The organism is Erythrobacter sp. SD-21, from assembly GCF_000181515.1.
In the GTDB taxonomy this organism is placed as follows: Bacteria; Pseudomonadota; Alphaproteobacteria; order Sphingomonadales; family Sphingomonadaceae; genus Qipengyuania.
This window is the reverse complement of record NZ_ABCG01000003.1, coordinates 310,540-336,700: the sequence shown is the minus strand read 5'-3', so window position 1 is coordinate 336,700 and position 26,161 is coordinate 310,540. Positions and strand designations below refer to the sequence as shown.

Below are 26,161 nucleotides of genomic sequence, written 5' to 3'. Positions count from 1 at the left end.
GGGGCACATGACATTCGGTGCGCTCCCCCGCCTTGCCGCCCTCTCCCTGCCCTTCCTGCTGGCAGCTTGCGACAGGGCAGGCGACGAAGCGGCCGAGCGCTTGCCCGACCAGGCCCCGCTCGAAGAATCCACACCCGCGCCGACTCCCCCGTTGAGCGAGACCCGCAATGCGCCGCTCGCCAAGACCATGCCTTCCGCCATGCACGGCGACTGGCACAAGGACGATCTCGGCCGCACGCCCACGCCTCAGGATTGCGACCCGCGCCTGCGCGGGAACATCGACTGGGACCGCCTAATAACCGTGCGCGACGAGGGCTACAGCTATTTCGAGACCGGCGGCCGGATCATGGAGGTACACGCGCGCACCGACCGCATGATCGACGCCACTTTCGACACCACCTATGCCGACACGCCCACCAGCGAGCGCCGCGATTTCGCGCTCCAGCCGGGCGGCACTCTCGTCGTCAACGCCGACAAGGGCAACGGCGGGATGGACGTCACCCGATACATTCGCTGCCCGGAGTAACCCTATGCGTTCGATCCTTGCCCTTATCACCTTCGCCCCGCTCGCGCTGGCCGCCTGCTCCGACCCCATCGAGGAGCGGCCCGAAGGTGAGGAGACGATGATCCCGGTCGAACCCGATGGCGGCATTGGCGACGGAGCCGAACCCTTGCCGGAAACCGACGTGACAACCATCCCCGCAGCCTTTCACGGGCGCTGGGGCATCAATCCCGGTGACTGCACCGATGAGAATGGCGACGCCAAGGGCGCGATCACGATTTCGGAGGACCAACTCCGCTTCTACGAATTCGTGGCGACGCTGGGCGCGGTTTCGGAAAGCGGCGAGGGAGACCTTCGCGCCACCTACGCCTTTACCGGTGAAGGCGAGGAATGGACGCGCGACATCCGGCTTGCCATCAGCGAAGACGGCACCGAACTCACGCGCACCGAATATGGAGAAGACGCCATGGCCGAACCGCTTACCTATACGAAGTGCCAGACATGATCCGCACTGCCGCCCTCCCCCTCGCCCTGCTGGCCGGAGCCTGCATACCCATGGATCGCCCTACCGGAAGTCTCGACGCGCCCGACGCGCCGCCTGCGTCCTGCAACGCTACCGAAGCGCAGCAATTCATTGGGCGCACGGCCACCTCCTCCATCGGCAAGAGCGTGCTCGCCATGAGCGATGCGCGCGTGCTGCGCTGGGGGCCGCCTGACAGCGTTTTCACGATGGATTACCGGCAGGACCGGGTAAACGTGATCTATGACGCGCAAGACGTGATCACGCGGATCTATTGCGGGTGAGCACACGACAGCACGCCTACACCGGATCGCCTTTCGAGAAACGCTTCGGCTTCGCCCGGGCGGTTCGCGAAGGCAATCGCATCACCGTCGCGGGCACCGGGCCGGTGGAGGACAACGGTTCTTCGACCGCTGGCGATGCGGCCACGCAGGCGGAGCGCTGCTGCGTCCTGATCCTGCGCGCGATCGAGGAACTGGGCGGCTCGGCAGCCGATATCGTGCGCACCCGCATGTTCCTCACCAACTTCGACGACCAGGCTGCGGTGGGAGAAGTTCACGCTCGCTTCTTCCGCGAAGCGCGCCCCGCCGCAACGATGGTCGGCGCAAGCTGGCTATGCCGCAAGGAATGGAAAGTCGAAATCGAGGCCGAAGCAATCGTTTCGTGAGGTTGCGAAGCGCCCCTTCCCTTGCGGCAAGGAGGGGGCTAGAGCGCGCGGCATGACTACAAATGCAGGACAATTCCAGCTCACCGAAGAACAGCTGCAGATCCAGGAAATGGCGCAGCGCTTCACCGCCGACAACATCACGCCGCACGCTGCGGAATGGGACGAAAAGTCGCATTTCCCGCGCGACGTTATCAAGCAGAGCGCGGAACTCGGCTTCGGCGCGATCTATGTGTCGGAGACAAGCGGCGGCATCGGCCTCGGCCGGCTGGAAGCCGCGCTGATCATGGAAGCCATGGCCTATGGCTGCCCGGCAACCAGCGCCTATATCTCGATCCACAACATGGCCGCCTGGATGATCGACCAGTTCGGCGGGGCGGAAGTGAAGGAGAAATACCTCCCCGACCTCGTCACTATGGACAAGATCGCCAGCTATGCGCTGACCGAACCGGGCAGCGGCTCGGACGCAGCAGGACTCAAGACCACCGCCAGGCTCGACGGCGATCATTACGTCCTCAATGGCACCAAGCAGTTCATTTCGGGCGGCGGCTTCAACGACGTTTACGTCACCATGGTCCGCACGTCCGATCACAAGACCAAGGGCATCACCTGTCTCGTGATCGACAAGGACACGCCCGGCATTTCCTTCGGCAAACCGGAAAAAAAACTGGGCTGGAATGCGTCGCCCACGGCGCAGGTGATCTTCGAGGACGCGCGCGTGCCGGTCGCCAACCGCGTTGGCGATGAAGGCGAAGGCTTTCGTTTTGCGATGATGGGTCTCGACGGCGGCCGCCTCAACATTGGCGCTTGCTCGCTCGGCGGGGCGCAGCGCTGCCTTGATGAAGCGGTGGCCTACACCAAGGACCGCAAGCAGTTCGACACGCCCATTTCTGACTTCCAGAACACCCAGTTCATGCTCGCCGACATGGCGACCGATCTGGAGGCGGCGCGTGCGCTGCTTTACCTAGCCGCAGCCAAGGTGACGGACAACGCGCCCGACAAATCGCGCTTCTCCGCCATGGCCAAGCGCCTCGCCACCGACAGCGGCAGCAAGATCGTCAACGACGCGCTCCAGCTCTTCGGCGGCTATGGCTATTTGCGCGAATACCCGATCGAGCGCTTCTGGCGCGACCTGCGCGTGCACTCGATCCTCGAAGGCACGAACCAGGTCATGCGCATGATCGTGGGCCGCGACCTGCTGCGCCAGTAAGGAAAGCGCGATGACCGACCAGGTAAACATTCACACACACGGCCGCATCGGCCATATCTCGCTCAATCGGCCCAAGGCGCTTCACGCGCTGACGCTCGACATGTGTCACGCGATGAGCGCTGCGCTGACCGAGTGGGCAGCGGACGATGCGGTCGAGGCGGTGATCCTCGATCACGCCGAGGGGCGCGGCTTTTGCGCAGGCGGCGACATCAACCTTCTGCGCAATTCGGCGCTGAACGATGGCGGGGCCTCGGGCCGCGCTTTCTTCCATGACGAGTACCAGCTCAACAACCAGATTATGACCTATCCAAAGCCCATCGTGGCCTTCATGGACGGGATCACCATGGGCGGCGGCGTGGGCATTGCCCTGCCCTGCAAATACCGCGTCGCGACCGAGCACACGCGCTTCGCCATGCCCGAAACCGGCATCGGCCTCTTCCCCGATGTGGGCGGCGGCTGGCATCTTGCGCGCTTCGGCGGGAGGCTCGGCCAGTTCCTCGCGCTGACCGGCGCGCGGCTCGACGGCGCGGAATGCGTCTGGGCCGGCATCGCCACGCATTACCTTGCGTCCGAAAGGCTGGAGGAAGCCAAGGCGCGCATCGTCGAGCATCCCGACCGGATCGCCGGTATCCTTTCCGAACTGTCCGAGACGCCGCCCGAAGCGCGCATCGAAGGCAATGCGGAAAAGATCGCCCGCCACTTCGCCTCCGACCGCTACGAGGACATCCTCGCCAGCCTCGAGGCCGAGGACAGCGACTGGGCGGCCAAAGAACTCGCCACCCTGCGCACCAAGAGCCCGCAGACCTGCAAGGTCGCGCTGCGTCAGCTAGCGACAAGCGAGAAGCTCGACAGCTTCGCCAACAACATGGTCATGGAATACCGCATCGCCAGCCGCGTACTTACCCGGCCCGACTTTGCCGAAGGCGTGCGCGCAGTGATCGTGGACAAGACGAACGACCCCAAATGGGATCCGGCCACGCCCGAGGGCGTGAGCGAGGAACTGCTCGACAGCATCTTCGCCCCGCTTCCCGCCGATGAGGAATGGAAACCCCTATGAGCCCAGAACCCGCAAGCTACGAAACCATCACCGTCGAACAGCGTGACGCGGTTACGCTGATCACCTTGAACCGCCCCAAGGCGCTCAACGCACTCAATTCGAAAGTGCTCGAGGAATTGATCGAGGCTTTGGCCGCCTACCAGGCCGACAGCAGCCAGCTGTGCGCAGTGCTTACCGGCTCGGGCGACAAGGCCTTTGCCGCCGGCGCCGACATCAAGGAAATGAGCGAGAAGGACGCGGCCGACTTCTATCTCGACGATTTCTTTGCGCCCTGGACCAGCGAGATCGTGAAAAAGACCCGCAAGCCATGGATCGCTGCGGTCAACGGCTTCGCGCTCGGCGGCGGGTGCGAACTTGCGATGATGTCGGACTTCATCATCGCTTCGGAAAACGCCAAGTTCGGTCAGCCCGAAATCAAGCTAGGCGTTGCGCCGGGCATGGGCGGATCGCAGCGCCTCACCAAGGCCATCGGCAAATCGAAAGCCATGGAAATGTGCCTGACGGGCCGCATGATGGGCGCCGAGGAAGCCGAACGCAGTAACCTCGTCGCGCGCGTGGTGCCGCATGACGATTTGCTCGAAGACGCCCTGAAGACCGCGGCCCAGATTGCTTCGATGCCACCGATGGCCGCCATCGCGAACAAGGAGATGGTCAACGCCGCCTTCGAAACCAGTCTCGACCAGGGCCTGATCATCGAACGCCGCATCTTCCAAATCCTCACCACGAGCGAGGACAAGAAGGAAGGGATGGCCGCCTTCGTCGAAAAGCGCGAGGGCAAGTGGACTGGGAGGTAATCCTAAAGGGTTTCGGCCTGCTGGCGTTCGGCGCTCTGTTCGTTTGGTTCGGCATCTACGGATGGCGACACCGGCGCGAAGAGCGGATTAGTCTGATCGAAGCGGCTATCCTCAAGGCAGGTAAGGAAAATGAGCCCCTGCCATTCAATCGATGGGACCGGATGACGGCCTACGTCCAGCCGGTGCTCTTGCTAATATTCGGACCGCTCATGATCCTCGGCGGCGTAGCGGTCCTTTCTCTTTTGGGAGAGTGACATGAAAATCGCCTTCATCGGCCTCGGCAACATGGGCGGCGGGATGGCCGCGAACCTCGTGAAGGCGGGGCACGCGGTCAATGCTTTCGACTTGTCGGAAGACGCGCTTGCGACGGCCAAAGATTCTGGCTGCGCGACCTTCACCGACGCAGCCAAAGCGGTTCAGGGTGTCGATGGGGTGGTGACGATGCTTCCCAACGGCGGGATCGTGAAATCGGTCTATGAAACCAGCGTCATCGGCAAGGCTCCGGCAGGCGCGGTGCTGCTCGACTGTTCGACCGTCGACGTCGCTACCGCCAAGGACGTCATCGCCAAGGCCGAGGCGGCCGGTTACGACATGGTCGATGCCCCCGTCTCGGGCGGGATCGCGGCGGCCAATGGCGGCACGCTCACCTTCATGGTTGGCGGTACCGAGAAGGCTTTCAAGCGGGCCGATGAGGTGCTGAACGCGATGGGCAAGGCTGTGATCCACGCAGGGGACGCGGGCGCGGGCCAGACAGCGAAAATCTGCAACAACATGCTTCTCGCCATCACCATGATCGGAACAACCGAAGCCATGACGATGGCCAAGAAGCTCGGCCTCGATCCGCAGAAGTTCTACGAGATCAGCTCGCAAAGCTCGGGCTATTGCTGGCCGCTCAACGCCTATACGCCGATGCCGGGCGTGGGCGTCGAGAGCCCGGCGGACAAGGACTACCAGGGCGGCTTCGCCACCGCTCTGATGCTGAAGGATTTGCGCCTCGCGATGGAAGCAGCGGGTAGCGTCGATGCCACCACGGCGCTGGGCCGCCACGCAACCGAGATATACGAGGCCTTTGCCGAAGAAAATGGCGGGCTCGACTTCTCGGCGGTGATCAAGACGCTCTGACGATAAAAGGGGGATTGGTATCGCGACGCCGCCAGTTGGGCGACTGTCCGAAAGGCTCGGGGCAGCACCGCGATACCGCCTTCCTGTTACGTCGACTTTCCGGCGAAGTCTCCCTCTGGAATCTGGATTAATTCTGAATTCTTCACAGGAATTCGGCCAGGATCGTCTCAAGCCAGCGCCGTGGTGCCTCACGGCGACCGATGTCGGCAACGAATTCCTGCCCCCGCGCAACGCTCTTCAGGCGCTTTCCACGTAGCCAGCGATCCGCGCGGTCGTGATAGGTGAGGCCGCCCTTGCGAAGCCACTCGGGGCGCTGCCACAGGCTCGGCGGGCCGCCCGGGACCGTCAGCCGCAAAGCTTCGCTTACGCGGGCCGCAGTGCCGCCCGGTCCCACATAGATGCAGTCGTTGTTGCCATGCAGGGCAATCGCGTGGGGATGGCCAAGGACTGCCAGTTCCTCACGCTCCTCTTCGCGGCAACTCGCAAGATCGACCATGCGCTCGATCTGCATCCAGCCGAAGATACGGTGATGCGGCTCTCCGGTTTCCTCCTCACGAAACAGGCCGAAGAAGAGAAAGACATCGCCCACCCCCACGCCCTGGTTCGCCAGATGCGTCTGCGCCGCGCCGACCTGGCCGAAGAGGCAGGTACCGTCGCTGCGGAACATCGGGTCGTGATGGCATAGGTCCTCCGCGCCCAACTTTCCGCGGCTGGCCCTTGCAGCGTGCTCGCCCAGCCCGAGATCGCCATAGGTCGTGCGCGAGGCCGTGCCCGCCGGGATCGGCAGGCTTAACGGCACACCGTCTACGATCGGCGAGGCACCGCCGCCCGCTGCGCTGTCGAAGCCCTTGCGGCTGAAGACGATCTTCATGTCCGCATGAGGAGACGCTTACCGCCCGCCCTGCTCGCTCATCGTCGGCGTGCCACCGGGAGGGCTCGGTTCTTCCCACGCCAGCACGGGTTTGCGCGCGGCCAGCGTCTCGTCGAGGCGACGGCGCGGCGCGTAATGCGGCGCGGTCTTGAGGCTTTCGTCGCCCGCGCGCGCCCGTTTCGCCACGCTGCGCAGCGCCGTGATGAACTGGTCGAGCGCTGCCTTGCTCTCGGTCTCGGTCGGCTCCACCAGCATTGCGCCATGCACCACCAGTGGGAAATACATGGTCATCGGGTGGTAGCCCTCGTCGATCAGCGCCTTGGCAAGATCGAGCGTCGAGATGTCCTCGGCGAAACCCTTATCGCTGAACAGAGCTTCGTGCATGCAGGGGCCGCTGTGGCCGAAAGGCGCGTCGAGCAAGTCCTCGAGGCTGCGCAGGATGTAGTTGGCGTTGAGCACCGCATCTTCCGCCACCTGCCGCAGCCCGTCCGCACCGTGGCTGAGGATATAAGCCAGCGCGCGGGTGAACATGCCCATCTGGCCGTGGAAGGCGGTCATGCGGCCGAAGTGCTCCATCCGACCACCGAAATGCTCTTCGGAAAAAGCGTCGGCATCCTCTTCCTCGACAAGGTGGACGACCCCGTCCTTCGTGCGCGCGGTATAAGGCAGCGGAGCGAAGGGGCTGAGTGCTTCGGACAGCACCACCGGGCCCGAACCCGGGCCGCCGCCGCCATGCGGGGTGGAGAATGTCTTGTGCAGGTTGATGTGCATCGCATCGACGCCAAGATCGCCGGGTCGGACCTTGCCGACGATGGCGTTGAAATTCGCGCCGTCGCAATAAACGAAGCCGCCCGCCTCGTGGACCGCATCGGAAATGGCCTTGAGGTCGCGCTCGAACAGGCCGAGCGTCGAGGGGTTGGTGATCATCACGCCCGCGACATCGGGGCCAAGGCGGCTCTTCAAGGCATCGAGATCGACGCGGCCGTCGCTGTTGGCCGGAATGTCCTCGATCTCGTAGCCGGCGAAGGCGGCGGTGGCGGGGTTGGTGCCATGCGCGCTTTCGGGCACGAGAATGACCTTGCGGGCATCGCCCCGCGCTTCCAGCGCAGCGCGGATGCAGAGGATGCCGCACAATTCGCCATGCGCGCCCGCCTTGGGGCTCATCGCGACGCCGTGCATGCCGGTGAGGTCGATCAGCCAGAACGCGAGTTCGTTGATGACCTCGAGCGCGCCGCGCACCGTATCGACCGGCTGCAGCGGGTGGACATCGGCAAAACCGGGCATCCGCGCGACCTTTTCGTTGAGGCGCGGGTTGTGCTTCATCGTGCAGCTGCCGAGCGGGAAGAGCCCGAGGTCGATGGCGTAATTCTGGCGGCTGAGGCGCGTGTAGTGGCGCACAGTTTCCGGCTCGGAAAGACCCGGAAGGCCGATGGCATCGCTACGCTCGAGTCCGCCTAGGCGGTTCGAACCACTGGTGGCTTCGGGCAGGTCGACGCCCGTCGTCTCGGTGGTGCCGATTTCGAAGATCAGCGGTTCCTCGAGCATCAGCGCGCGGTTGCCGGTGACGGTGTCGGGACCGGTCATGGCGTTGTGATCCTGGACGGGGCTGCCGGGCTTCCAGCCGGACTGGTTGGGAGTGCTCATGCCAGCGCCTCCTTCAGTGCGGAAACGAGGGTATCGATATCCTCCTCCGTAGTGGCCTCAGTGACCGCAACGATGAGGCCGTCGGACAGATCCTCATGGCTCGGGAACAGGCGGCCGAGCGACACGCCCGCAAGTACGTTATCCTTGGCGAGGCGGCGCACCACTGTGCGGGCGTCCTGGCCGAGACGGATGGTGAATTCGTTGAAGAAACTGTCGTTGAGGACCGAAACGCCCGGCACTTGGGCCAGTTTGTCGGCTGCGATGCGGGCGAGACGATGGTTCTCGGCGGCAAGCTGACGCAGGCCCTTCTCGCCCAGCAGCGTCATGTGGACGCTGAACGCCAGCGCGCAGAGGCCGGAGTTGGTGCAGATATTCGACGTCGCCTTCTCGCGGCGGATATGCTGCTCGCGTGTGCTCAGCGTCAGCACATAGCCGCGCTTGCCTTCCGCGTCCTGCGTTTCGCCGCAGAGGCGGCCGGGCATCATGCGGACATGCTTGGGATCGCGCACGGCGAAGAGGCCGAGGTAGGGTCCACCGAACTGGAGGCCGACGCCGATCGACTGGCCTTCGCCCACCACGATATCCGCTCCCATTTCGCCGGGCGACTTGATCGCACCCAGAGCTACCGGCTCGGTGTTGACGACGATCAGCAGCGCGCCCTTTTCATGCGCGGCATCGGCGATCGGCTGGAGGTCGGTCACGCGGCCGAGGATGTCGGGATATTGCACCACGACGCAGCTGGTGTCGTCGTCGATCCGCGCCATCAGCCCGGCGTTGTCCGGCTCCGCCTGCATCGCGGGTTTGGCGTGGGCGATCTCGTCGTCGGTGAACTTCGCCATGGTCTTCACGACCTCGGCGTAATGCGGGTGCAGCGCGCCCGAGAGCACGACCTTGCGCTTCTTGCCGCGGGCGACGCGGCTCGCCATCGCGACCGCTTCCCAGCAGGCGGTCGAGCCATCGTACATCGAGGCGTTGGCCACCGCGCAGCCATAGAGATGCGCGACCTGGCTCTGGAATTCGAACAGCATCTGCAGCGTGCCCTGTGCGATTTCCGGCTGGTAGGGCGTGTAGGCGGTCAGGAACTCGCCGCGCTGGATGATGTGGTCGACGGATGCCGGGACATGGTGCTTGTACGCCCCTGCACCGAGGAAGAAGGCTGCATCGGAAGCGGCCAGGTTCTTCTTCGACAGGCGGCGCATATGCTTTTCGACCGCCATTTCGCTGGCGTGCATCGGCAGCCCGTGGATCGGCCCGTCGAGCCGCGCTTCTTCGGGCACATCGACAAACAACGCGTCCACATCGGGCGCACCGATTTTCTCAAGCATTGCCGAACGGTCGGCGTCAGTCAGGGGTAGGTAGCGCATTTAATTTGTCTCGGCAGGTTGAATTGAAAGTGGCTCTATGTCGGGCGCGCGATCAGAACAATTTGCCGGCCAACACATATCGTTAACACGACCTCGTATTCGAACCCGACTGTTTTGCAGAGGAAGGGCGGAAGCGTCGAAGGTATCGTCAGCACCCACACTTAGGGTACGCCGCAAAGCGTGCTCCTGAGCGGTCGACCATTCTCCTCCTTGCTCAAGAATCTTACGATCGGCTGGGTCGGAATACAGCATGCAATCAAGCTCCTCACAGCGACCTAGCCAACCTTCGACTGTGACGATCTGACCATCCCAATCGTGAATATTCGCTCCCACTTGAGCGGGAGTGACAATCCCCACCAACTCGTTCTCACCATCGGCCGTGGGACTTGCTTCCGCACAGCCCGTCAAGCTGACGACCAGGATCGGGACGGTTGTCGCCCGCATCAAAGCCCGTCGCAGAAGCTCTTGTAGGCCTTGTCGTCCATCAGCCCTTCGAGCTCGGACTTGTCGGAGATCGCCATCTTGAAGAACCAGCCGTCTTCCTCGGGCGAGGAATTGACGAGCGCGGGATCGTCTTCCAGCCCGTCGTTCACCTCGACGACCTCGCCCGACAGAGGCGCGTAAACGTCGCTCGCCGCCTTGACGCTTTCGACCACGGCGGCGTCCTTGCCCTTTTCGACCATGGTGCCGACTTCAGGCAGTTCGACGAAGACGATGTCGCCCAGCTGGCCTTGCGCGAAATCGGTGATGCCGACCGTGGCGGTGTCGCCTTCCAAGTCGATCCATTCGTGTTCATCGGTGAAATAACGGGCCATCAGGTCACTTCCCTCTGTGATAGCGGTGGGGGACGAAGGGCATCGATGCAACCTTCGCAGACAGTTTCTTGTTACGAACCTCGACCTCGACTTCGGTTCCTTCGGAAGCGAGCGCGGTGTCTATATAGGCCATGGCGATCGGGCGCTGGAGCGTTGGCGAGAAGCCGCCGCTGGTGACGCGGCCGACCTGTTTGTCGCCCGAATAGACCAGCGCGCCTTCGCGGGCCGGCAGGCGGCCTTCGATGTCGAGGCCGACGCGCTTTTGCGCCGGCCCATCGGCAAGCACCTTGGCGACCGCTTCATGGCCCATCCAGCCGCCTTCCTCGCGGCGCTTCTTGGTCAGCGCGAAGAGGAGGTCGGCGGAAACGGGATCGGTCTCGGTGGTGATGTCGTGGCCGTAGAGCGGAAGGCCCGCTTCCAGGCGCAGGCTGTCGCGCGCGCCGAGGCCGATGGGGCGCACTTCGATTTCGGCGCACAGGCGGTTGCAGAAGGTCTCTGCGTGCTCGGCCGGAAGCGAAATCTCGAAGCCGTCTTCGCCGGTATAGCCCGAGCGGGTGATGCGCAGCGGCCATTCGCCGAAATCGTGGCAGACCGAGTCCATGAAGACCATGTCGTCGATGACGTTGCGCATCACGCGATTGAGCGCCGTCGCGGCGTTCGGCCCCTGCAAGGCGACCAGCGCGTGGTCATCCATGTGGGCGAGCGTAACATCGTCGTCGAGATGCTCGCGAAGGTGGGCGATATCGTTCCACTTCATCGCGCCGTTGACGACGAGGTAATAGGCGGGATCACCCCAGTGGCCTTCCGTGCCTTCCTCCTCTTCACCTTCGATCCAAGACGTGGCGTTGGTGACCATGAGATCGTCGAGAATGCCGCCATTTTCGGCCATCAGCAGCGAATAGCGCGTGCGGCCGGGCTTCAGCGATGAGATGGCGCCGGGCAGGAGCTTTTCGAGTTCCTCGGCGGCCTTGTCGCCCGTAACCATCAGCTGGCCCATGTGGCTCACATCGAACAGGCCCGCTTGCTCGCGCGTCCAGTTGTGTTCGGCGACGATGCCTTCGTACTGGATCGGCATCTCGTAACCGGCAAAGGGCACCATGCGCGCGCCCTTGCGGCGATGCCATGCGTCCAGCGGCAGCGTCTGGATTTCACCATCGGTGTTGTCGTGTTCTTCGCTCAAGTCCCGTCCTTCAAAAGCATGGGGGCGCGCCGTGCGGCACGCGAAAACCAACCCATGCCCCCTCTGTCGGGAAACCTGAGAGACTGGCGCGCAGATGAGCGCGCTTACCCCTTCGGTGGCCACGGCACGAAGCTGCGACGCTTTCCAGAGTGTCGATGGCAGCGCACGGTCCGTTGGCCTGAGAGTTTCCGGGGCGGTTGCTCCTTCGGCGCTGTGCGGGTGTCCCCCGCACAGGCTCTCCCGTGCGCGCCCGCCGCAGAATCGCTTCCTTGGCCGACGCGAAACGCCCTGCGCGACTATGCGCGCGGGGTCAATCCAGATTGGGCCTGAGCCAGCGTTCCGCCGTGGCGATATCCACACCGCGCCGCGCGGAGTAGTCTTCCAGCTGGTCGCGCCCGATGCGCGCCACGCCGAAATATTGCGCTTCGGGATGGCCGAAATAGAGGCCGCTCACCGCAGCCGTCGGCAGCATGGCGAAATTCTCGGTCAGGGTGAGGCCGGCGTTGGCCTCCACGTCGAGCAGGTCGAACAAGATCGGCTTGAGGCTGTGATCGGGACAGGCCGGATAGCCGGGAGCCGGGCGGATGCCGCGATACTCTTCCTTGATCAGCGCCTCGTTTGTGAGCTGTTCCTGCGGCGCGTAGCCCCACAAATCGGTGCGCACGTGCTGGTGGAGACGTTCGGCAAAAGCCTCGGCGAAGCGGTCGGCCAGCGCTTTGAGGAGAATATCGGAGTAATCGTCCTTGTCCTCCTGAAAGCGCTTGGAATGCTCTTCGATCCCGTGGATGCCGACGGCAAAGCCGCCGATCCAGTCGCCCGCCGGATCGATGAAGTCGGCAAGGCACATATTGGCGCGCTCGCGGCTTTTCTTGATTTGCTGGCGCAGGAAAGGAAGCACCACCCGCTCCTCGCGGTCGGCCAGGTGGAGCGTTACATCGTCGCCATCGCGCGCACAGGGCCAGAAGCCCGCCACACCCTTTGCCGTCAGCCACTGGCCGGCAATGATGCGGTCGAGCATGGCATCGGCATCGGCCTTCAATTGCTGCGCGGTTTCGCCCACCACCTCGTCATCGAGAATCTTGGGATAGGTCCCGTGCAGTTCCCAGGCACGGAAGAAGGGTGTCCAGTCGATGCACTCGCGCAAATCCTCCAGCGACCAGTTGTCGAAGCTATGGATGCCCGGGCGCAGCGGCGGGGCCGCGCGATCGGAATAGAAGGGATCGTAGGCGTTGGCGCGCGCTTCCTCGAGACCGAGGAGGACGCTCTGCGCCTTTCCCTCGCGCGCCTCGCGCACCTTCACGTAATCGGCCGCCGTCGTCTCCACGAACTCGTCGCGCTGGGTGTCGGACAGGAGACGGCTGGCGACGCCCACCGCGCGGCTGGCGTCGAGAACGTGGATCACAGGGCCTTCATAGGCCTTGTCGATACGCAGCGCGGTGTGGACCTTGCTGGTGGTCGCGCCGCCGATCAGCAGTGGCATGTCCATTCCCGCCGCCTGCATCTCCTCGGCCACGGTCACCATCTCGTCGAGCGAGGGCGTGATGAGGCCGGACAGGCCGATCATATCCGCCTTTTCCTCGCGCGCGGTTTCGAGGATCTTGGCCCAAGGCACCATGACGCCAAGGTCGATCACTTCGTAGCCGTTGCACTGTAGGACCACGCCGACGATGTTCTTGCCGATATCGTGCACGTCGCCCTTCACGGTCGCCATCACGATCTTGCCCTTGGCCTTGCGCTCTTCCTCGGGCAGCGCGTCCTTCTCCGCCTCGATGAAGGGGATAAGGTGGGCGACAGCCTTCTTCATGACGCGCGCGGATTTGACCACCTGCGGCAGGAACATCTTGCCGCTGCCGAAGAGGTCGCCGACGACGTTCATGCCGTCCATCAAGGGGCCTTCGATGACTTCGATCGGGCGGCCGCCGCCAGCTGCGATCAGCTCGCGCGCCTCTTCGGTGTCGTCGACGACATGGGCGTCGATCCCCTTGACCAGCGCGTGCTCGAGCCGCCTCTTCACGTCCCAGCCGCGCCATTCCTCCGCGGCCTTTTCGTCCGCTGCGCTCTTGCCGCGATAGCTTTCGGCGAGCGCGATCAGACGCTCCGTCGCTTCCGGACGCCGCATGAGGATCACGTCCTCGCAGGCTTCGCGCAGTTCCGGGTCGATCTGGTCGTAGACGTCGAGCTGGCCCGCGTTGACGATCGCCATGTCGAGCCCTGCCGGAATCGCGTGGAACAGGAACACCGAATGCATCGCGCGGCGCACGGTCTCGTTGCCGCGAAAGCTGAAGGAGAGGTTGGAGAGGCCGCCACTCGTCTTGACCAGCGGACAGCGCTGCTTGATCTCGCGCACCGCCTCGATGAAATCGAGCCCGTAGCGGTCGTGCTCCTCGATGCCGGTCGCAACGGCAAAGACGTTGGGGTCGAAGATAATGTCTTCGGGCGGGAAGCCGATGCCGATCAGCAAATCATAGGCGCGGCCGCAGATTTCGACCTTGCGGTTTTTCGTGTCCGCTTGCCCCTCCTCGTCGAAGGCCATCACGACCACGGCGGCGCCATAGTCCATGCATTTGCGGGCGTGGTCGAGAAACGCATCCTCGCCTTCCTTCATGCTGATCGAATTGACGATCGGCTTGCCGGATACACATTTGAGACCCGCCTCGATCACGTCCCACTTGGAACTGTCGATCATCACCGGCACCCGCGCGATATCGGGTTCGGCGGCGATCAGCTTGAGGAAGGTAGTCATGGCCTTGGTCGCGTCGAGCAGGCCTTCGTCCATATTGACGTCGATCACCTGCGCGCCGTTCTCCACCTGGTCGCGCGCGACCTCCACGGCGGTTTCGTAATCGTCGGCAAGGATCAGCTTCTTGAACCGGGCCGAGCCGGTCACATTGGTGCGTTCGCCGATATTGACGAAGCGGGCAGTCGTTAGGTCGGACATAGGTTCAGGCAGCAATCGTAAAGGGTTCAAGACCAGCGAGGCGCATGTGCTGGTCGACAGTGGGCAGCGCGCGCGGGGCGACGCCTTCGACCTTCTTCGCCATGGCGGCGATATGCGCCGGGGTGGAGCCGCAGCAACCACCGAGCGCGTTGATCCGGCCGTTGTCGGCCCAGACCCGTGTCAGCGCGGCGGTGGTTTCGGGCAGTTCGTCATATTCGCCCAGATCGTTGGGCAGGCCCGCGTTGGGATAGGCCATGAGATAGCAATCGGCGATGTCCGAGAGGATCTGGACATGGGGGCGCAGCTGCTCCGCGCCGAAGCTGCAATTCAGCCCCATCGTCAGCGGTTTTGCATGACGCACCGTGTGCCAGAACGCCTCGACCGTGTGGCCCGACAAATTGCGGCCCGACAGGTCGGTCAGCGTGAGCGAGATCATCAGCGGGATGTCCTGCCCGAGCTCGCGCTCCAGCTGCTTGACCGCCATTACCGCGGCCTTGCAATTGAGCGTGTCGAAAACCGTCTCGATCAGGATGAAGTCCGCCCCGCCCTCGATGAGGCCGCGGGCCTGTTCGACATAGACCTCCACGATCTCGTCGAAACTGACTTCGCGAAAGCCCGGGTCCTCGACATTGGGGGACAGGGACAGGGTCTTGTTGGTCGGCCCCATGGCGCCGGCCACGAACCGCGGCACGCCATCCTTCGCTGTCGCCTCGTCGATGGCCTCGCGGATGATCTTCGCCGCCGAGACATTGATTTCGTGGACCAGATGCTCGGCCCCGTAATCGGCCTGGCTGATCCGGTTGGCGTTGAAGGTGTTGGTGGCGAGGATATGCGCGCCAGCGTCGATATAGCTGTCGCAGATTTTTCGGATGACCTGCGGCTGGGTCAGGTTGACGAGGTCGTTATTGCCCTTCTGGTCATCCTTCAGGCCGGTATCCCCGGCATAGTCCCCCGCCGCCAGCTTGGCGCGCTGGATTTCCGTACCGTAGGGGCCGTCCTTGATCAGGATACGCGTTGCCGCGGCGGCTTCGAATTCTTGGCGTTTGGACATGGAGGTCACGCTTTCGGGCGCAGACCGAGCATGTGGCATATCGCATAGCTCAGTTCGGCGCGGTTGAGGGTGTAGAAGTGAAACTGGCGCACGCCGCCAGCATAGAGGCGGCGGCACATTTCGGCGGCGATGGTGGCGCTGACCAGCTGGCGCGCCGCGGGGCGCTCGTCGAGCCCGTCGAACAGGCCCTCCATCCAGTCGGGAATGGCGGTTCCGCACAGGCCACTCATCTTTTGCACGGCAGCAAAGCTCATCACCGGCATGATGCCTGGTACGATTTCGCCATCGATGCCTGCAGCCGCCGCCTTGTCGCGGAAGTCGAAGAAGCATTCCGGTTCGAAGAAGAACTGGGTGATCGCCCGGGTCGCGCCTGCGTCGAACTTGCGTTTGAGATTGTCCAGATCGGACTGACGGTCCGGCGAATCCGGGTGCACCTCGGGATAGGCGGCCACCGAAATCTCGAAGTCGGCGATCTTCGTGAGGCCCGCGATGAGGTCGGCCGCGTTCTCGTAGCCGCCCGGATGGGGAGCATAGCCGGCCTGCGCATCCGGCGCGTCGCCGCGCAGGGCGACTATGTGGCGCACGCCCTCTTCCCAATACTGGCGCGCAACCTCGTCCACTTCCTCGCGCGTCGCCTGGACGCAGGTGAGATGGGCGGCGGCGGGAATGCCGGTTTCCGCCACGATGCGGCGCACCGCGTCATGCGTACGCTCGCGGGTCGATCCCCCCGCGCCATAGGTCACCGACACGAAACGCGGGTCGAGCGGTTCGAGCGTCTTCACACTCGACCAAAGGGTCTCGGCCATCTTCTCCGTCTTGGGCGGGAAGAATTCGAAACTCACGTCAATATCCCCCGGCAGGCCGGAGAACAGGGGGGCTTCCAGCGCGCGCTGGGCTTCGCGCATTTGGTCGAGCGTCGGGCTCATGCGGTTTTCCTTTCTGCGGGCCGGCGCCGTTGCGCGACCCAGATATTGATCCCGATTTCCCCGTCGTCGAGCGAGATCGGGGCTTGCGGTTCGAATCCTGCATCTTCGAGCAGATTGCGCATCTGCGTCTTGGCGAAGCCCAGCCGCGCATGAGCATGCTTTTCGCGCAGTTCCTCGTGCTGGTGGGCATCGAAATCGACGATGGCGATCCGCCCGCCCGCAGCCGTAACACGCGCCGCTTCGTAGAGCGCCGCAGCAGGACTGTGCGCGAAATGCAACACCTGATGGAACAGCACGGTGTCGAAACAGGCCGGCGGGAACGGCAGGCTGGTAAAATCGCCCTGCACGACCTCGACCTGCTCGGCCGAAAGGTGCTGCAGTTTCGCCCGCGCCACGCGGAGCATGGCGAGGCTCTTGTCCAGCGCCACGATATGCTCCGCCTTCTCGGCGAACAGTTCCGCCATGCGCCCGGTGCCCGTACCGATATCGAGCAGGCGCCCGAGGCTTTCTTCTCCGAGCGCCTTGGCTAGCGCCTCCTCGACCGTCTCGTCGGACGAATGGAGCCGCCGCAATTCGTCCCAGTCATGGGCGTGGTCGGCGAAGTACTTCTGCGCCTGCGCCTCACGTGCGGCACGGATCTCGGCCAGTCTCTGGCGATCGCTCTCGCAGGATTCGCCGAAGCCGGGGTCGAGGCTTTCCGCGCGGGTCAGAAGGCGTGCGATATCGGAACGAACGGGCGGCGCATCGGCTTCATCGCCCGACGCGCGCAGGAATATCCAGCTCCCCTCGCGGCGACGCTCCACGAGACCGGCATCCACGAGGATACCGATGTGGCGCGACACGCGGGGCTGGCTCTGGCCGAGAACCTGCGCAATCTCCCCGACCGCCAGCTCCATCGAGCCCAGCAGCCGCATGATCCTGAGGCGCGTGGGATCGGCCAGCGCGCGGAAAAGTGTCTCGGTTCGCATCGAAGGCACATATAAAGATATTTTTATGTCCGTAAATGCGGAACTACGAAGCTTCGCCTTTGCCACCGGAAAGCACGACTGAAGGCGCGCGATTACGGTATATTCACCATTATGGCCCACCACTGGCGGTCCGGCCCGCTTTCCCATGCAGAGAGGGGGCCGCGATTCTCGGCTCGCCATCCGGTGGGTCATGTTTGGACGGGCGCGCTGATGGTCGGCAAATTCGGACAGCTATGCAGCTTGGCGGTGCGACGTCGCACGGGTGGTTTGTCATGAGCGCGCCCGCGACCAGCACCGAGTGCGAGCGCGTCGTTGCCGATCTCCTCGCTCTGATGACCCCGCGCGAGAAAGCCGGACAACTGGCGATGCGCGCCCACCCCGACGCGGACGGTCGTGACGAAGTCGAGCGGTTTATGAGCGATCTGTGCGCAGGTCACGTCGGAACGGTCACCGGTGTTCCGTCCCGCGAGCAGGCGGACCACCTGCAGGCGCTCGCCCGCGAAGATACGCGGCTCGGTATCCCGCTGCTCATTCCCGCCGAAACCGGCACGGGGATAGATACAATCTTCCCGTCCCCGCTCGCTATGGCTGCCTGCTGGGACATGGACCTAATCGAATCCGCCGAAGGTGTGGTGGCGCAGGAAGTCTCCTCCCTGGGCGCCAACTGGGCCTTCTCGCCCGAAATCGCCCTCACCGGCTCCGGCGCGGTGGCAGGCGAGCCTTGCTGCGGCATGCACATCCATCTCGCTGCCCAGATCGCGGCTGCCCGGATTCGCGGACTTCAGGGCGGGGGCGCCCGCCGCTCGCCCTCGGTCCTGTCCTGTCTCGAGCTTTCCGGAATGGGGGATGCGACAGCGACTGGCGGCAGCGCATGCCGCGAAGTCAAGGCAATCTGTGCGCTCGAGCTGGCGCAGGCGGCCATTGCGGGTGGGTCGGTCGGGGCAATCGCGTTTGACGGCATGTCGGGTGAGACCCGGCGCAAGGTGGAACAGGCCTTCCGCGTCCTTAAAGGTCCCGGCGGCTTCGACGGCATCCTGCTGTCGGAATGGGATGCCCTGGCACTCGAACTGACAGGAGCGGAAACCGCGGGCCGGCGCGCGGGCGTGCCATTCGACGCGCTGGTAGCCGCCTTGGAAACCTCGGACGATATTGCCCACCGAGTGGACGATCTGGTGGCTCGCGTGCTGCGCGCCAAGTTTCGCCTCGGCTTGCTGCGATCGGCCTTTTCGAAGGATGGCCAAGGCCATGGCCACGCCTTGCCCACCCCCGTCCACAATCGGGAAATCGCGCTCAAGCTCGCCTCTCGCAGCGCAGTCCTCTTGCGAAACTCGCCGGCCCTGCTGCCGTTGGGTATCGATTCGGGCGACATCCTCGTGGTGGGGTTCGCCGCAAGCGACCGCGCCGGTCCGCTCGACGGATGTGCCGGCATTGCTGCGAGCGTGCTCGATGGCCTCGAGCAACTGGGTATTCCGCATCGCTACGTGCCCGGCCTCGCGCTGCGCGGAAGCGATAAAGCCGTGTCAAATATGATCGCGGCGGACCGTATGGCGATCGGCATGGCCTGCGAAGCGGCCAAGCGCGCGGGCACGGTCGTCCTGGTCCTTGCCGCGCCGGAGAACGGGCAGCTGGGCGAAGCCGACGAGGCGCTTCTGGGAGCGCTTGCGTCGGCCAACGAACGGCTGGTCGTCGTGAACATTGGCGCGGTCCCGCTCGACCCGAAGGTGTGCGGCAAGCCGCTGCCGACGGTCCTTCACGCCGGCAAGCTCGGGACGATGGCAGGCCATGCAATCGCCGAAATCCTGACAGGCGAGACTGCCCCATCGGGCAAGCTGCCTCTTGCACTGCCAGCGACGGACGGCACAGCGGGCCTGCCCTTCGGGCACGGACTGACCTACGCCGATTTCGCACTCACCGACCTCGCCATCGAACTGGGCCGGGAGCGGATCTACGCTTCCGCCCTGCTACGCAACGCCGGCGAGGTCGACGGCACCGAGACCGTCCAGCTGTTCCTCGAACGCACGGATGACGAGGCGACGGGCTCGACGGGGCAACCCATGCGGCTCGTCGATTTCCAGCGCGTGCGATTGCGCCCCGGCGGCGCGGAAACGCTGACCTTCGAACTCGGCCGGCAGGAACTCGGCCGCTATCGGATCGATGGCAGCTTCCATGTCGAACCCGGCGACCTCGTGCTCTCGATGGGGCTGAGCAGCGCGCGCGCGATGCGCGCGTCGCTGCAGCTGACACCCGATCTGGCGCGGTCTATCGCCAGTTCGGAACGCAGGTTCGGAACGGTCCCGATCCTGCCGCTGGCCAGTCGCAGCGCCTAGGCGGGAGCGCTGCCCTCCAGCAAGGCGAGCAGTGCGAAGCTCGCGAGCCAGTGCTCGCCCGCATAATCGCCCGCCACGTGATCGAGACCTGCCTCCAGATGCTGCCTTGCCCGATGCGAGACGAGGCCGGAAGCGGGGTAATCTTCGCCGAGCGCCCGGCCAATCGCACGCAGGCACCAGCCCCGGCTGAGGTTGAGGCCGTCGAGGTGGGCGATTTTCCCGTCGCTGCGGTCCGATACCGTCACCGGGCGGCATTCGCGCTCCAGCCAGCCGTTGGCGAGCACGAGCTCCTCGAACCATCTGGCGAATTGCGAATGCGGCATGACGCGGCTCATCAGCAGCGCGGTGGTTAGGACCGGCGAGAGGAAATCGTCCCCGCCCGGCTCCCAGCCGGCGTAATCGCGCCGTTTGGCAAACGCGGTGAGCGCCCATTCGTCGATCATCGTCAGCAGCTTGGTATCGCGCGTGGTCGCCCATTCGCGCGCAAGGACAAGCGCGAAGGCGGTGTTGAAATGGGTACCGACGGTGATGGGATAGGTCAGCACCCGCAGGTAATCGCCCAAACGCTCGGCGAAGGCGCGTGCGAGCGGTTCGAGCCGTTCGCCCCAATAGCTGTCGGAGTGCCGCTCCGCCTCATGATGGAGGTATAGGAGCCATGCCCAGCCATAGGGTCGCTCGAAACCGCGCGCTTCGGGCCGGTCGAGATAGGCCAGCTCGACCGCGAGCTTTTCCGGCGTGAAAGTCCTGTCGGCCAGCGCGGCGATGTTCGATGCTTCGGGAGTGTCGGGGAACAGACGCCGCAGGGTGAGCAGCGTCCACCAGCCGTGCACGCAGCTGTGCCAATCGAAACTGCCGAAAAACACCGAGTGCAGCTCGCGGGGCGGCCGCACGTCCGCATCGCCCGCCATCACATGGTCGAGCTTATGCGGATATTCGCGTGTCACATGGCCCAGCGCAATGCGCGCGAAGCGGGCGGCGATGTCCTCGGTCAGTTCCACGGCAGGAAGGCTCCAAGATAGATGATGGCGACGTTGCACAGCCACAGCGGGATGGCGGTGCCGATCTGCTGCCGGATGACGCCGTTCTGGTCTTTGAGCTCGAGCAGCGCAGCGGGCACGATGTTGAAGTTCGCCGCCATCGGAGTCATCAGCGTGCCGCAAAAGCCTGCCAGCATCCCCACCGCGCCGATCACCGCGGGATTGCCGCCGTAGTCCTCCACCAGCAGCGGTATGCCGATAGCCGCCGCCATCACCGGGAAGGCGGCAAAGGCGTTGCCCATGATCATCGTGAACAGCGCCATGCCGAGCGCGAAGACAACCACGGTCAGGAACACACTGCCGCGCGGGATCACCTCGCCCGCGATGCCGCCGATAATGTCGCCCACGCCCGCAAGCGCGAAGACCGCGCCGAGCGCAGCAAGCATTTGCGGTAGGATGCCGGCCCAGCCGATGGAATCAAGCAGACGGCGCCCTTCCTCCGCCGGGGCGAGGACCGGGGGCTTCAGCCACATCATGGCCACGGCGATGGCCACCAGCACGCCGATGCCGAACAGGATCAGCGTCTCGCGGCGCTCGGCGAACAAGCCGGTCTCGCCAAATGGCGTGTAATTGTAGAGCAGCGTGCCCGCGACGGCGGTTATCGGCACGATCAGGGCGGGGAGGAAGAGCCGGTTGCCGAGTTTCTCGGACAAGGCCTCGCGCTCCTCAGGCGAGGTCGTCGGTGGGTCGCTTCGCTTGAGCAGGCCGAAGCCCGCAATGGCGACCATGGCGAGGATCAGAACGCCGTTCGCGAAATCGGACAGGTGCGTGCCTAAGAGGAAGCTTGCGGCCAGCAGGCCCCAGAACCCGGCGTTGCCCCATTTCCCGTCTCGCGCCGAAAGCAACGCCCAGATGACGAAGAAACCGCCGGTCAGGATGTAGAGCCATTCGTAGTCGATCATCGTGCGGCCCTCCCGAGACGACGGTCTAGCGCGCGGATGCGCCAGCCGTGGATCAGAAAGGCGCAGATCGCCGTCGGGATGGCCCAGACCGAAAGTTGCAAGGGAGTGAGCGGATAGCCGTAGCTTTCGAACACGCCCTGGATCAGCAGGATCGAAGCGATGGCGAAAAAGATATGCTCGCCGAAGAACAGGCCGACATTGTCCGTCGCCGCCGACATGGCGAGCACCTTTTCGCGGTCCTCTTCGGCAAGCGTACCGTGCGACATTTCCGCCGCGGCCTCGGCCATGGGCGCGACTAGGGGCCGCACGGCCTGCGGGTGCCCGCCAACGTCCTTCATGCCGATGGCGGCGGTGATCTGGCGGAACAGGAGGTAGACCGTGAGGAGCCTGCCCATGGTTGCCCCTCTAAGATTGGCGATTACCGCGCGGGCGCGCTGCTGCAAGCCGTAACGCTCGAGCAAGCCGATCACCGGAAGGATAATCCAAGTGACCGAGATATAGCGGTTGTCGTTGAACGCCTTGCCTAGCGCCTCGACCACCGCAACAAGGTCGAGCCCTGCCAAGACGCCCGTCGCCAGCGCCGCGCCGACCACCACCAGCAGCGGATTGAAGCGCAGGGCAAAGCCGATCACGACGATGGCGATGCCCAGCAGCGGCCAGTAATTCATTCCTGCTCCTCCCCGAAGCCGCCCCCTCCGGGCGTCAGGATGACGAAAGTATCGCCCGGCTGCATGTCCGCATGGCCGGTCGCCCCGATTGCCTCGATGCCGCCCGAACTTCGCTCCACCCAGTTGCGGCCCGGCTGGGCATCGCCGCCGCCCCTGATACCGCGCGGGGGGACCGCGCGCCGGTTGGCGAGCATGTTGGCGCGCATGTCTTCGAGGAAGGTCACGCGCCGCTCGACGCCGTCGCCGCCGCAATGCGCGCCGCGGCCTCCCGAAGCGCGGCGGATTGCGAAGCTTTCGAGCCGCACCGGCAGGCGTGTTTCGAGGATCTCTGGATCGGTCAGGCGGCTGTTCGTCATGTGGGTTTGCACCGCGCTGGTCCCATCATGATCCGGCCCGGCGCCGGAGCCGCCGCAGATCGTCTCGTAGTACTGGTGAGTCTCGTTCCCGAAGGTGAAATTGTTCATCGTCCCCTGGCTCGGCGCGAGGCGTCCGGTCGCGGCGAAAAGCGCATCGGTGACGACCTGGCTTGTCTCCACGTTACCGGCCACTACAGCCGCACCCGGATGCGGATTGAGCATGCTTCCTTCGGGTACAATTAGTTCAACCGGCTTCAGGCAACCGTCGTTCATCGGAATTTGATCGTCGATCAGTGTGCGCAGGACATAAAGCGCCGCAGCCCGGGTGATCGAGCGTGGAGCATTGAAATTGTCGGGTAACTGATCGGTCGTCCCGGCGAAGTCGAAAACGGCAGAGCGTTTTTCGCGATCGATCCGGATGGCGACCCTGACTACCGCGCCATTGTCCATCTCGTAGGCGAAGTGGCCATCCTCCAACCGGTCGAGCAGACCGCGCACGCTTTCTTCTGCGTTGGCGATGACATGAGCCATATACGCCGCGACGATTTCGGGGCCCTGGTCACGCGCAGCGCTCTGAAGCAATTCCGCGCCGCGTGTGCAGGCGGCCAGCTGGGCGCGCAGGTCGGAAAGGTTGCGTGACGGATTGCGCGCCGGATAGCGGGCCGAGGCCAGCGCCTCGCGCACCGCATCTTCGCGGAAATGCCCTTCGTCGACCATCAGGAGGTTGTCGATCATGACGCCCTCCTCCTCGATCGTGCGGCTTTCGGGCGGCATCGACCCGGGCGCGATGCCGCCGATGTCGGCATGATGACCACGCGCGGCAACGAAGGCGTCAGGTTCCCCGCCCACCCCGTCGTCGCCCTCTTCTCCATAGAGCACCGGCACGATCACGGTGATATCGGGAAGATGCGTGCCGCCGCGATAGGGATCGTTGAGCACATAGGCATCGCCGCGCCGGAATCCGCGACCATCGGCCCGCGCTCCGCGCGCCTCGATCACGCGGGCTATGCTGTCGCCCATGCTGCCGAGGTGCACAGGGATATGCGGCGCGTTGGCGATCAAATTGCCGTGCGCGTCGAACAGCGCGCAGGAGAAATCGAGCCGTTCCTTGATGTTCACCGAGGTCGCGGTGGATTGCAGCACCACGCCCATTTCCTCGGCAATCGCCATGAAGAGGTTGTTGTAGATCTCGAGCCGGACGGGATCGACTTCGGTCCCCACGGCGCGGCTGCGCTCCAGCGCCTCGACACGGGTGAGGACCACGGTGCCATCCCCGGCAAGCTTCGCCTGCCAGCCCTGTTCGACGACAGTGGTCGATCCCGGATCGACGATAAGCGCCGGGCCGGAGACCTCTTCCCCCTCACCCAGATCGGCGCGGGCCAGCGTGTGCCATTCGCCGCTTGCTTTGCCGGAAGTGGCAACGGGATCGGCTTCGGCGGCGGCGAGGCCGCCGGAGATACCGCTGGCCTCCACGCTCAGCGCCTCGACGATGATCGGCGCCTCACCATCGGAATATCCGAAGCGCTGACGGTGGAGCAGGCGGAAAGCCTCGTCCATCCCTGCGCGCTCGCCGATATCGATCGTGAGCATGCTGTCGCTGCCCTTGAAGCGCAGTCGGGCGCGGCTCTCGACACGGATTGCGCCGGTATCGACACCCTGCTGCACAAGGGCTTTGCGCGCCTCTGCCTCCAACTCGGTGAGCGGGCCTGCGAAATCGCCGGCCAAAGGCTTCACGAGGCTGACCTCGCGGATCGCCTTCACCGGCGCGAGGCCGATCCCATAGGCCGACAGGATCCCTGCAAGCGGATGCACCAGCACCGTCTCGATGCCCAGTTCGTCCGCCACCTTGCAGGCATGCTGCCCGCCAGCGCCGCCGAAGCAGGCCAGCGCATAGGTGGTGACATCATGCCCGCGCGCCACGCTGATCTTGCGAATGGCATTCGCCATGTTGTCGACCGCGATCGCCAGGAAACCCTCGGCGATATCTTCCAGCGGCTTCGGGTCGGGAAGCGCGGCGGCCACCTCTTCCAGGCGCACGCGTGCAGCATCCGGATCAAGAGGTTCGTTCCACTCCGGTCCGAACACGGCGGGAAAGAACGCCGGATCGACACGGCCAAGGAAGACGTTGCAGTCGGTCACGGTCAGGGGGCCGCCCTTGCGATAACAGGCCGGTCCGGGATCGGCTCCGGCGCTTTCGGGCCCGACGCGGAACCGGGCGCCGTCGAAGCTGCAGATCGAACCGCCGCCCGCCGCCACCGTATGGATCTGCATCATCGGCGCGGCGACGCGCACGCCAGCCACCACACTGTCGCCGGTCAACTCGTATTCGCCCGCGTAGTGCGCGACATCGGTGCTGGTCCCGCCCATGTCGAAACCGATGAGCTTCGAATGGCCAAGCGGCTCGGATGCGGCGACCATCCCGACCACGCCTCCTGCCGGACCCGAGAGGATCGCATCCTTGCCGCGAAACGCGCCAACTTCGGCCAAGCCGCCGTTCGACTGCATGAAGCGCAGCCGGTCGGCATCGGGCAAGGCAGCGCGCAAATTGTCGGTGTACCGCTTGAGCACTGGCGAGAGATAGGCGTCCACCACCGTCGTGTCGCCGCGCGGCACCAGCTTGATCAGCGGGGCGACCTCGTGGCTGACGCTGACTTGGGCAAAGCCGATTTCGCGCGCGATCTGCGCCAGTTTCTCCTCGTGGGCACGATATTTCCACCCATGCATCAAGACGATTGCAATAGCGTCGAAGCCGTCAGACCGCATCGCCTCGAAGTCGCGCCTTGCCGCCTCTTCATCCAGCGGGACCAGCACATCGCCATCCACGCCGACACGTTCGGCCACCTCGACCACGCGGTCGGGCAATTGTTCGGGCAGGACGATGTGGCGGGCGAAAATCTCGGGCCGCGCCTGCGTGCCGATGCGCAAGGCATCGCCGAAGCCGCGCGTTATCGCCAGGGCCAGCCGCTCGCCCTTGCGTTCGAGCAGGGCGTTGGTGGCAACGGTGGTGCCGATGCGCAGTTCGGCAATCGGCCCTTCACCATGTTCGGCCATCAGTCGCCGCACGGCCTCGCTGGCGGCATCGCGATATTGTTCGGGATTTTCGGAAAGCAGCTTGTCGGTCACCAGCCGCCCTTCGGGGGTGGTGGCAACGACATCGGTGAAAGTGCCTCCGCGATCGATCGCGAAGCGCCATGCGGGCTTTTGGTCGGTCATCGCGCGCACCCTAGGCGCGCGCGATGCTCATG

General features: G+C 64.6%; 23 protein-coding genes and 1 riboswitch. Of the genes, 10 read left to right on the top strand and 13 right to left on the bottom strand.

Annotated elements, in window-relative coordinates:
* Positions 1-7 precede the first annotated feature (7 nt).
* The 9 genes from ED21_RS14700 to mmsB are packed head-to-tail and all read left to right on the top strand — an operon-like array spanning position 8 to position 5,869.
* On the top strand, positions 8-526 hold the full coding sequence (locus ED21_RS14700; protein WP_006833304.1) for a hypothetical protein: 519 nt from the start codon (positions 8-10) through the stop codon (positions 524-526).
* 4 nt (positions 527-530) lie between these two features.
* Entirely contained in the window at positions 531-1,007 is a 477-nt protein-coding gene (locus ED21_RS07685) for a hypothetical protein (RefSeq protein WP_006833303.1), read from the top strand.
* Entirely contained in the window at positions 1,004-1,306 is a 303-nt protein-coding gene (locus ED21_RS07680) for an I78 family peptidase inhibitor (protein WP_034921771.1), read from the top strand. The genes ED21_RS07685 and ED21_RS07680 overlap by 4 nt, the downstream gene beginning before the upstream one ends.
* Positions 1,303-1,689 carry a RidA family protein gene (locus ED21_RS07675; RefSeq protein WP_006833301.1) on the top strand — a complete coding sequence of 129 codons (387 nt, stop codon included), beginning with the start codon at positions 1,303-1,305 and terminating at the stop codon, positions 1,687-1,689. The genes ED21_RS07680 and ED21_RS07675 overlap by 4 nt, the downstream gene beginning before the upstream one ends.
* A 52-nt stretch (positions 1,690-1,741) precedes the next feature.
* Positions 1,742-2,896 (top strand): acyl-CoA dehydrogenase family protein, encoded by a 1,155-nt coding sequence (locus tag ED21_RS07670; protein WP_006833300.1) that lies wholly within the window; start codon positions 1,742-1,744, stop codon positions 2,894-2,896.
* A 10-nt stretch (positions 2,897-2,906) separates the two neighbouring features.
* Positions 2,907-3,953, top strand: coding sequence for an enoyl-CoA hydratase/isomerase family protein (locus ED21_RS07665; RefSeq protein ID WP_006833299.1), 1,047 nt, complete (start codon positions 2,907-2,909; stop codon positions 3,951-3,953).
* Complete coding sequence (locus tag ED21_RS07660; RefSeq protein WP_006833298.1) at positions 3,950-4,747, top strand: enoyl-CoA hydratase-related protein; 798 nt, start codon at positions 3,950-3,952, stop codon at positions 4,745-4,747. Before ED21_RS07665 ends, ED21_RS07660 begins: the two co-directional genes overlap by 4 nt.
* A complete protein-coding gene (locus tag ED21_RS07655) occupies positions 4,732-5,001 on the top strand; it encodes a hypothetical protein (RefSeq protein WP_006833297.1) in 270 nt (89 codons plus the stop codon). Before ED21_RS07660 ends, ED21_RS07655 begins: the two co-directional genes overlap by 16 nt.
* A 1-nt stretch (position 5,002) precedes the next feature.
* Entirely contained in the window at positions 5,003-5,869 is an 867-nt protein-coding gene (mmsB, locus tag ED21_RS07650; protein WP_006833296.1) for a 3-hydroxyisobutyrate dehydrogenase, read from the top strand.
* Between the two features lie 142 nt (positions 5,870-6,011).
* On the opposite strand, the gene ED21_RS07645 is transcribed toward mmsB, so the two are convergent.
* The 9 genes from ED21_RS07645 to ED21_RS07605 all read right to left on the bottom strand — a co-directional run bounded on the left by ED21_RS07645 (position 6,012) and on the right by ED21_RS07605 (position 17,626).
* A complete protein-coding gene (locus tag ED21_RS07645; protein WP_006833295.1) occupies positions 6,012-6,740 on the bottom strand; it encodes a hypothetical protein in 729 nt (242 codons plus the stop codon).
* Positions 6,741-6,758: 18 nt separating this feature from the next.
* Positions 6,759-8,384, bottom strand: coding sequence for an aminomethyl-transferring glycine dehydrogenase subunit GcvPB (gene gcvPB / locus ED21_RS07640; RefSeq protein ID WP_006833294.1), 1,626 nt, complete (start codon positions 8,382-8,384; stop codon positions 6,759-6,761).
* The gene (gene gcvPA / locus ED21_RS07635) at positions 8,381-9,748 is read right to left on the bottom strand and encodes an aminomethyl-transferring glycine dehydrogenase subunit GcvPA (RefSeq protein ID WP_006833293.1); all 1,368 of its coding nucleotides are present in this window, start codon (positions 9,746-9,748) and stop codon (positions 8,381-8,383) included. The genes gcvPB and gcvPA overlap by 4 nt, the downstream gene beginning before the upstream one ends.
* A gap of 443 nt (positions 9,749-10,191) precedes the next feature.
* The gene (gcvH, locus tag ED21_RS07630) at positions 10,192-10,563 is read right to left on the bottom strand and encodes a glycine cleavage system protein GcvH (RefSeq protein ID WP_006833292.1); all 372 of its coding nucleotides are present in this window, start codon (positions 10,561-10,563) and stop codon (positions 10,192-10,194) included.
* A 4-nt stretch (positions 10,564-10,567) separates the two neighbouring features.
* Positions 10,568-11,743 carry a glycine cleavage system aminomethyltransferase GcvT gene (gene gcvT / locus ED21_RS07625; RefSeq protein WP_006833291.1) on the bottom strand — a complete coding sequence of 392 codons (1,176 nt, stop codon included), beginning with the start codon at positions 11,741-11,743 and terminating at the stop codon, positions 10,568-10,570.
* A 156-nt stretch (positions 11,744-11,899) separates the two neighbouring features.
* A riboswitch (glycine riboswitch) is annotated at positions 11,900-11,996 on the bottom strand.
* Positions 11,997-12,053: 57 nt separating this feature from the next.
* On the bottom strand, positions 12,054-14,681 hold the full coding sequence (gene metH, locus ED21_RS07620) for a methionine synthase (RefSeq protein WP_006833290.1): 2,628 nt from the start codon (positions 14,679-14,681) through the stop codon (positions 12,054-12,056).
* Positions 14,682-14,685: 4 nt separating this feature from the next.
* Entirely contained in the window at positions 14,686-15,732 is a 1,047-nt protein-coding gene (locus ED21_RS07615; protein ID WP_006833289.1) for a homocysteine S-methyltransferase family protein, read from the bottom strand.
* Positions 15,733-15,737: 5 nt separating this feature from the next.
* Positions 15,738-16,658 (bottom strand): methylenetetrahydrofolate reductase, encoded by a 921-nt coding sequence (gene metF / locus ED21_RS07610; RefSeq protein ID WP_006833288.1) that lies wholly within the window; start codon positions 16,656-16,658, stop codon positions 15,738-15,740.
* On the bottom strand, positions 16,655-17,626 hold the full coding sequence (locus ED21_RS07605) for a metalloregulator ArsR/SmtB family transcription factor (protein ID WP_006833287.1): 972 nt from the start codon (positions 17,624-17,626) through the stop codon (positions 16,655-16,657). Before ED21_RS07605 ends, metF begins: the two co-directional genes overlap by 4 nt.
* 272 nt (positions 17,627-17,898) lie before the next feature.
* Between ED21_RS07605 and ED21_RS07600 the strand changes: the two genes are divergently transcribed.
* Positions 17,899-19,953, top strand: a complete 2,055-nt coding sequence (locus tag ED21_RS07600) for a glycoside hydrolase family 3 C-terminal domain-containing protein (RefSeq protein ID WP_006833286.1) — start codon at positions 17,899-17,901, stop codon at positions 19,951-19,953.
* Here ED21_RS07600 and ED21_RS07595 read toward each other — a convergent pair.
* Genes ED21_RS07595 through ED21_RS07580 form a run of 4 tightly spaced genes read right to left on the bottom strand, consistent with a single transcriptional unit; the run spans position 19,950 to position 26,129 of the window.
* Complete coding sequence (locus tag ED21_RS07595; protein ID WP_006833285.1) at positions 19,950-20,951, bottom strand: DUF2891 domain-containing protein; 1,002 nt, start codon at positions 20,949-20,951, stop codon at positions 19,950-19,952. The two genes, ED21_RS07600 and ED21_RS07595, sit on opposite strands and share 4 nt — an antisense overlap.
* Complete coding sequence (locus ED21_RS07590; protein WP_006833284.1) at positions 20,942-21,892, bottom strand: DUF979 domain-containing protein; 951 nt, start codon at positions 21,890-21,892, stop codon at positions 20,942-20,944. Before ED21_RS07590 ends, ED21_RS07595 begins: the two co-directional genes overlap by 10 nt.
* A complete protein-coding gene (locus tag ED21_RS07585; protein ID WP_006833283.1) occupies positions 21,889-22,560 on the bottom strand; it encodes a DUF969 domain-containing protein in 672 nt (223 codons plus the stop codon). The genes ED21_RS07590 and ED21_RS07585 overlap by 4 nt, the downstream gene beginning before the upstream one ends.
* Positions 22,557-26,129: a hydantoinase B/oxoprolinase family protein gene (locus tag ED21_RS07580; RefSeq protein ID WP_006833282.1), complete on the bottom strand. Its 3,573-nt coding sequence runs from the start codon at positions 26,127-26,129 to the stop codon at positions 22,557-22,559. Before ED21_RS07580 ends, ED21_RS07585 begins: the two co-directional genes overlap by 4 nt.
* Positions 26,130-26,161 lie beyond the last annotated feature (32 nt).

Coding starts and splice junctions, on each gene's coding strand:
- ED21_RS14700 (WP_006833304.1), top strand. CDS start 8: ATGACATTCGGTGCGCTCCCCCGCCTTGCCGCCCTCTCCCTGCCCTTC.
- ED21_RS07685 (WP_006833303.1), top strand. CDS start 531: ATGCGTTCGATCCTTGCCCTTATCACCTTCGCCCCGCTCGCGCTGGCC.
- ED21_RS07680 (WP_034921771.1), top strand. CDS start 1,004: ATGATCCGCACTGCCGCCCTCCCCCTCGCCCTGCTGGCCGGAGCCTGC.
- ED21_RS07670 (WP_006833300.1), top strand. CDS start 1,742: ATGACTACAAATGCAGGACAATTCCAGCTCACCGAAGAACAGCTGCAG.
- ED21_RS07665 (WP_006833299.1), top strand. CDS start 2,907: ATGACCGACCAGGTAAACATTCACACACACGGCCGCATCGGCCATATC.
- ED21_RS07660 (WP_006833298.1), top strand. CDS start 3,950: ATGAGCCCAGAACCCGCAAGCTACGAAACCATCACCGTCGAACAGCGT.
- mmsB (WP_006833296.1), top strand. CDS start 5,003: ATGAAAATCGCCTTCATCGGCCTCGGCAACATGGGCGGCGGGATGGCC.
- ED21_RS07645 (WP_006833295.1), bottom strand. CDS start 6,740: ATGAAGATCGTCTTCAGCCGCAAGGGCTTCGACAGCGCAGCGGGCGGC.
- gcvPB (WP_006833294.1), bottom strand. CDS start 8,384: ATGAGCACTCCCAACCAGTCCGGCTGGAAGCCCGGCAGCCCCGTCCAG.
- gcvPA (WP_006833293.1), bottom strand. CDS start 9,748: ATGCGCTACCTACCCCTGACTGACGCCGACCGTTCGGCAATGCTTGAG.
- gcvH (WP_006833292.1), bottom strand. CDS start 10,563: ATGGCCCGTTATTTCACCGATGAACACGAATGGATCGACTTGGAAGGC.
- metH (WP_006833290.1), bottom strand. CDS start 14,681: ATGTCCGACCTAACGACTGCCCGCTTCGTCAATATCGGCGAACGCACC.
- ED21_RS07615 (WP_006833289.1), bottom strand. CDS start 15,732: ATGTCCAAACGCCAAGAATTCGAAGCCGCCGCGGCAACGCGTATCCTG.
- metF (WP_006833288.1), bottom strand. CDS start 16,658: ATGAGCCCGACGCTCGACCAAATGCGCGAAGCCCAGCGCGCGCTGGAA.
- ED21_RS07605 (WP_006833287.1), bottom strand. CDS start 17,626: ATGCGAACCGAGACACTTTTCCGCGCGCTGGCCGATCCCACGCGCCTC.
- ED21_RS07600 (WP_006833286.1), top strand. CDS start 17,899: ATGAGCGCGCCCGCGACCAGCACCGAGTGCGAGCGCGTCGTTGCCGAT.
- ED21_RS07590 (WP_006833284.1), bottom strand. CDS start 21,892: ATGATCGACTACGAATGGCTCTACATCCTGACCGGCGGTTTCTTCGTC.
- ED21_RS07585 (WP_006833283.1), bottom strand. CDS start 22,560: ATGAATTACTGGCCGCTGCTGGGCATCGCCATCGTCGTGATCGGCTTT.
- ED21_RS07580 (WP_006833282.1), bottom strand. CDS start 26,129: ATGACCGACCAAAAGCCCGCATGGCGCTTCGCGATCGATCGCGGAGGC.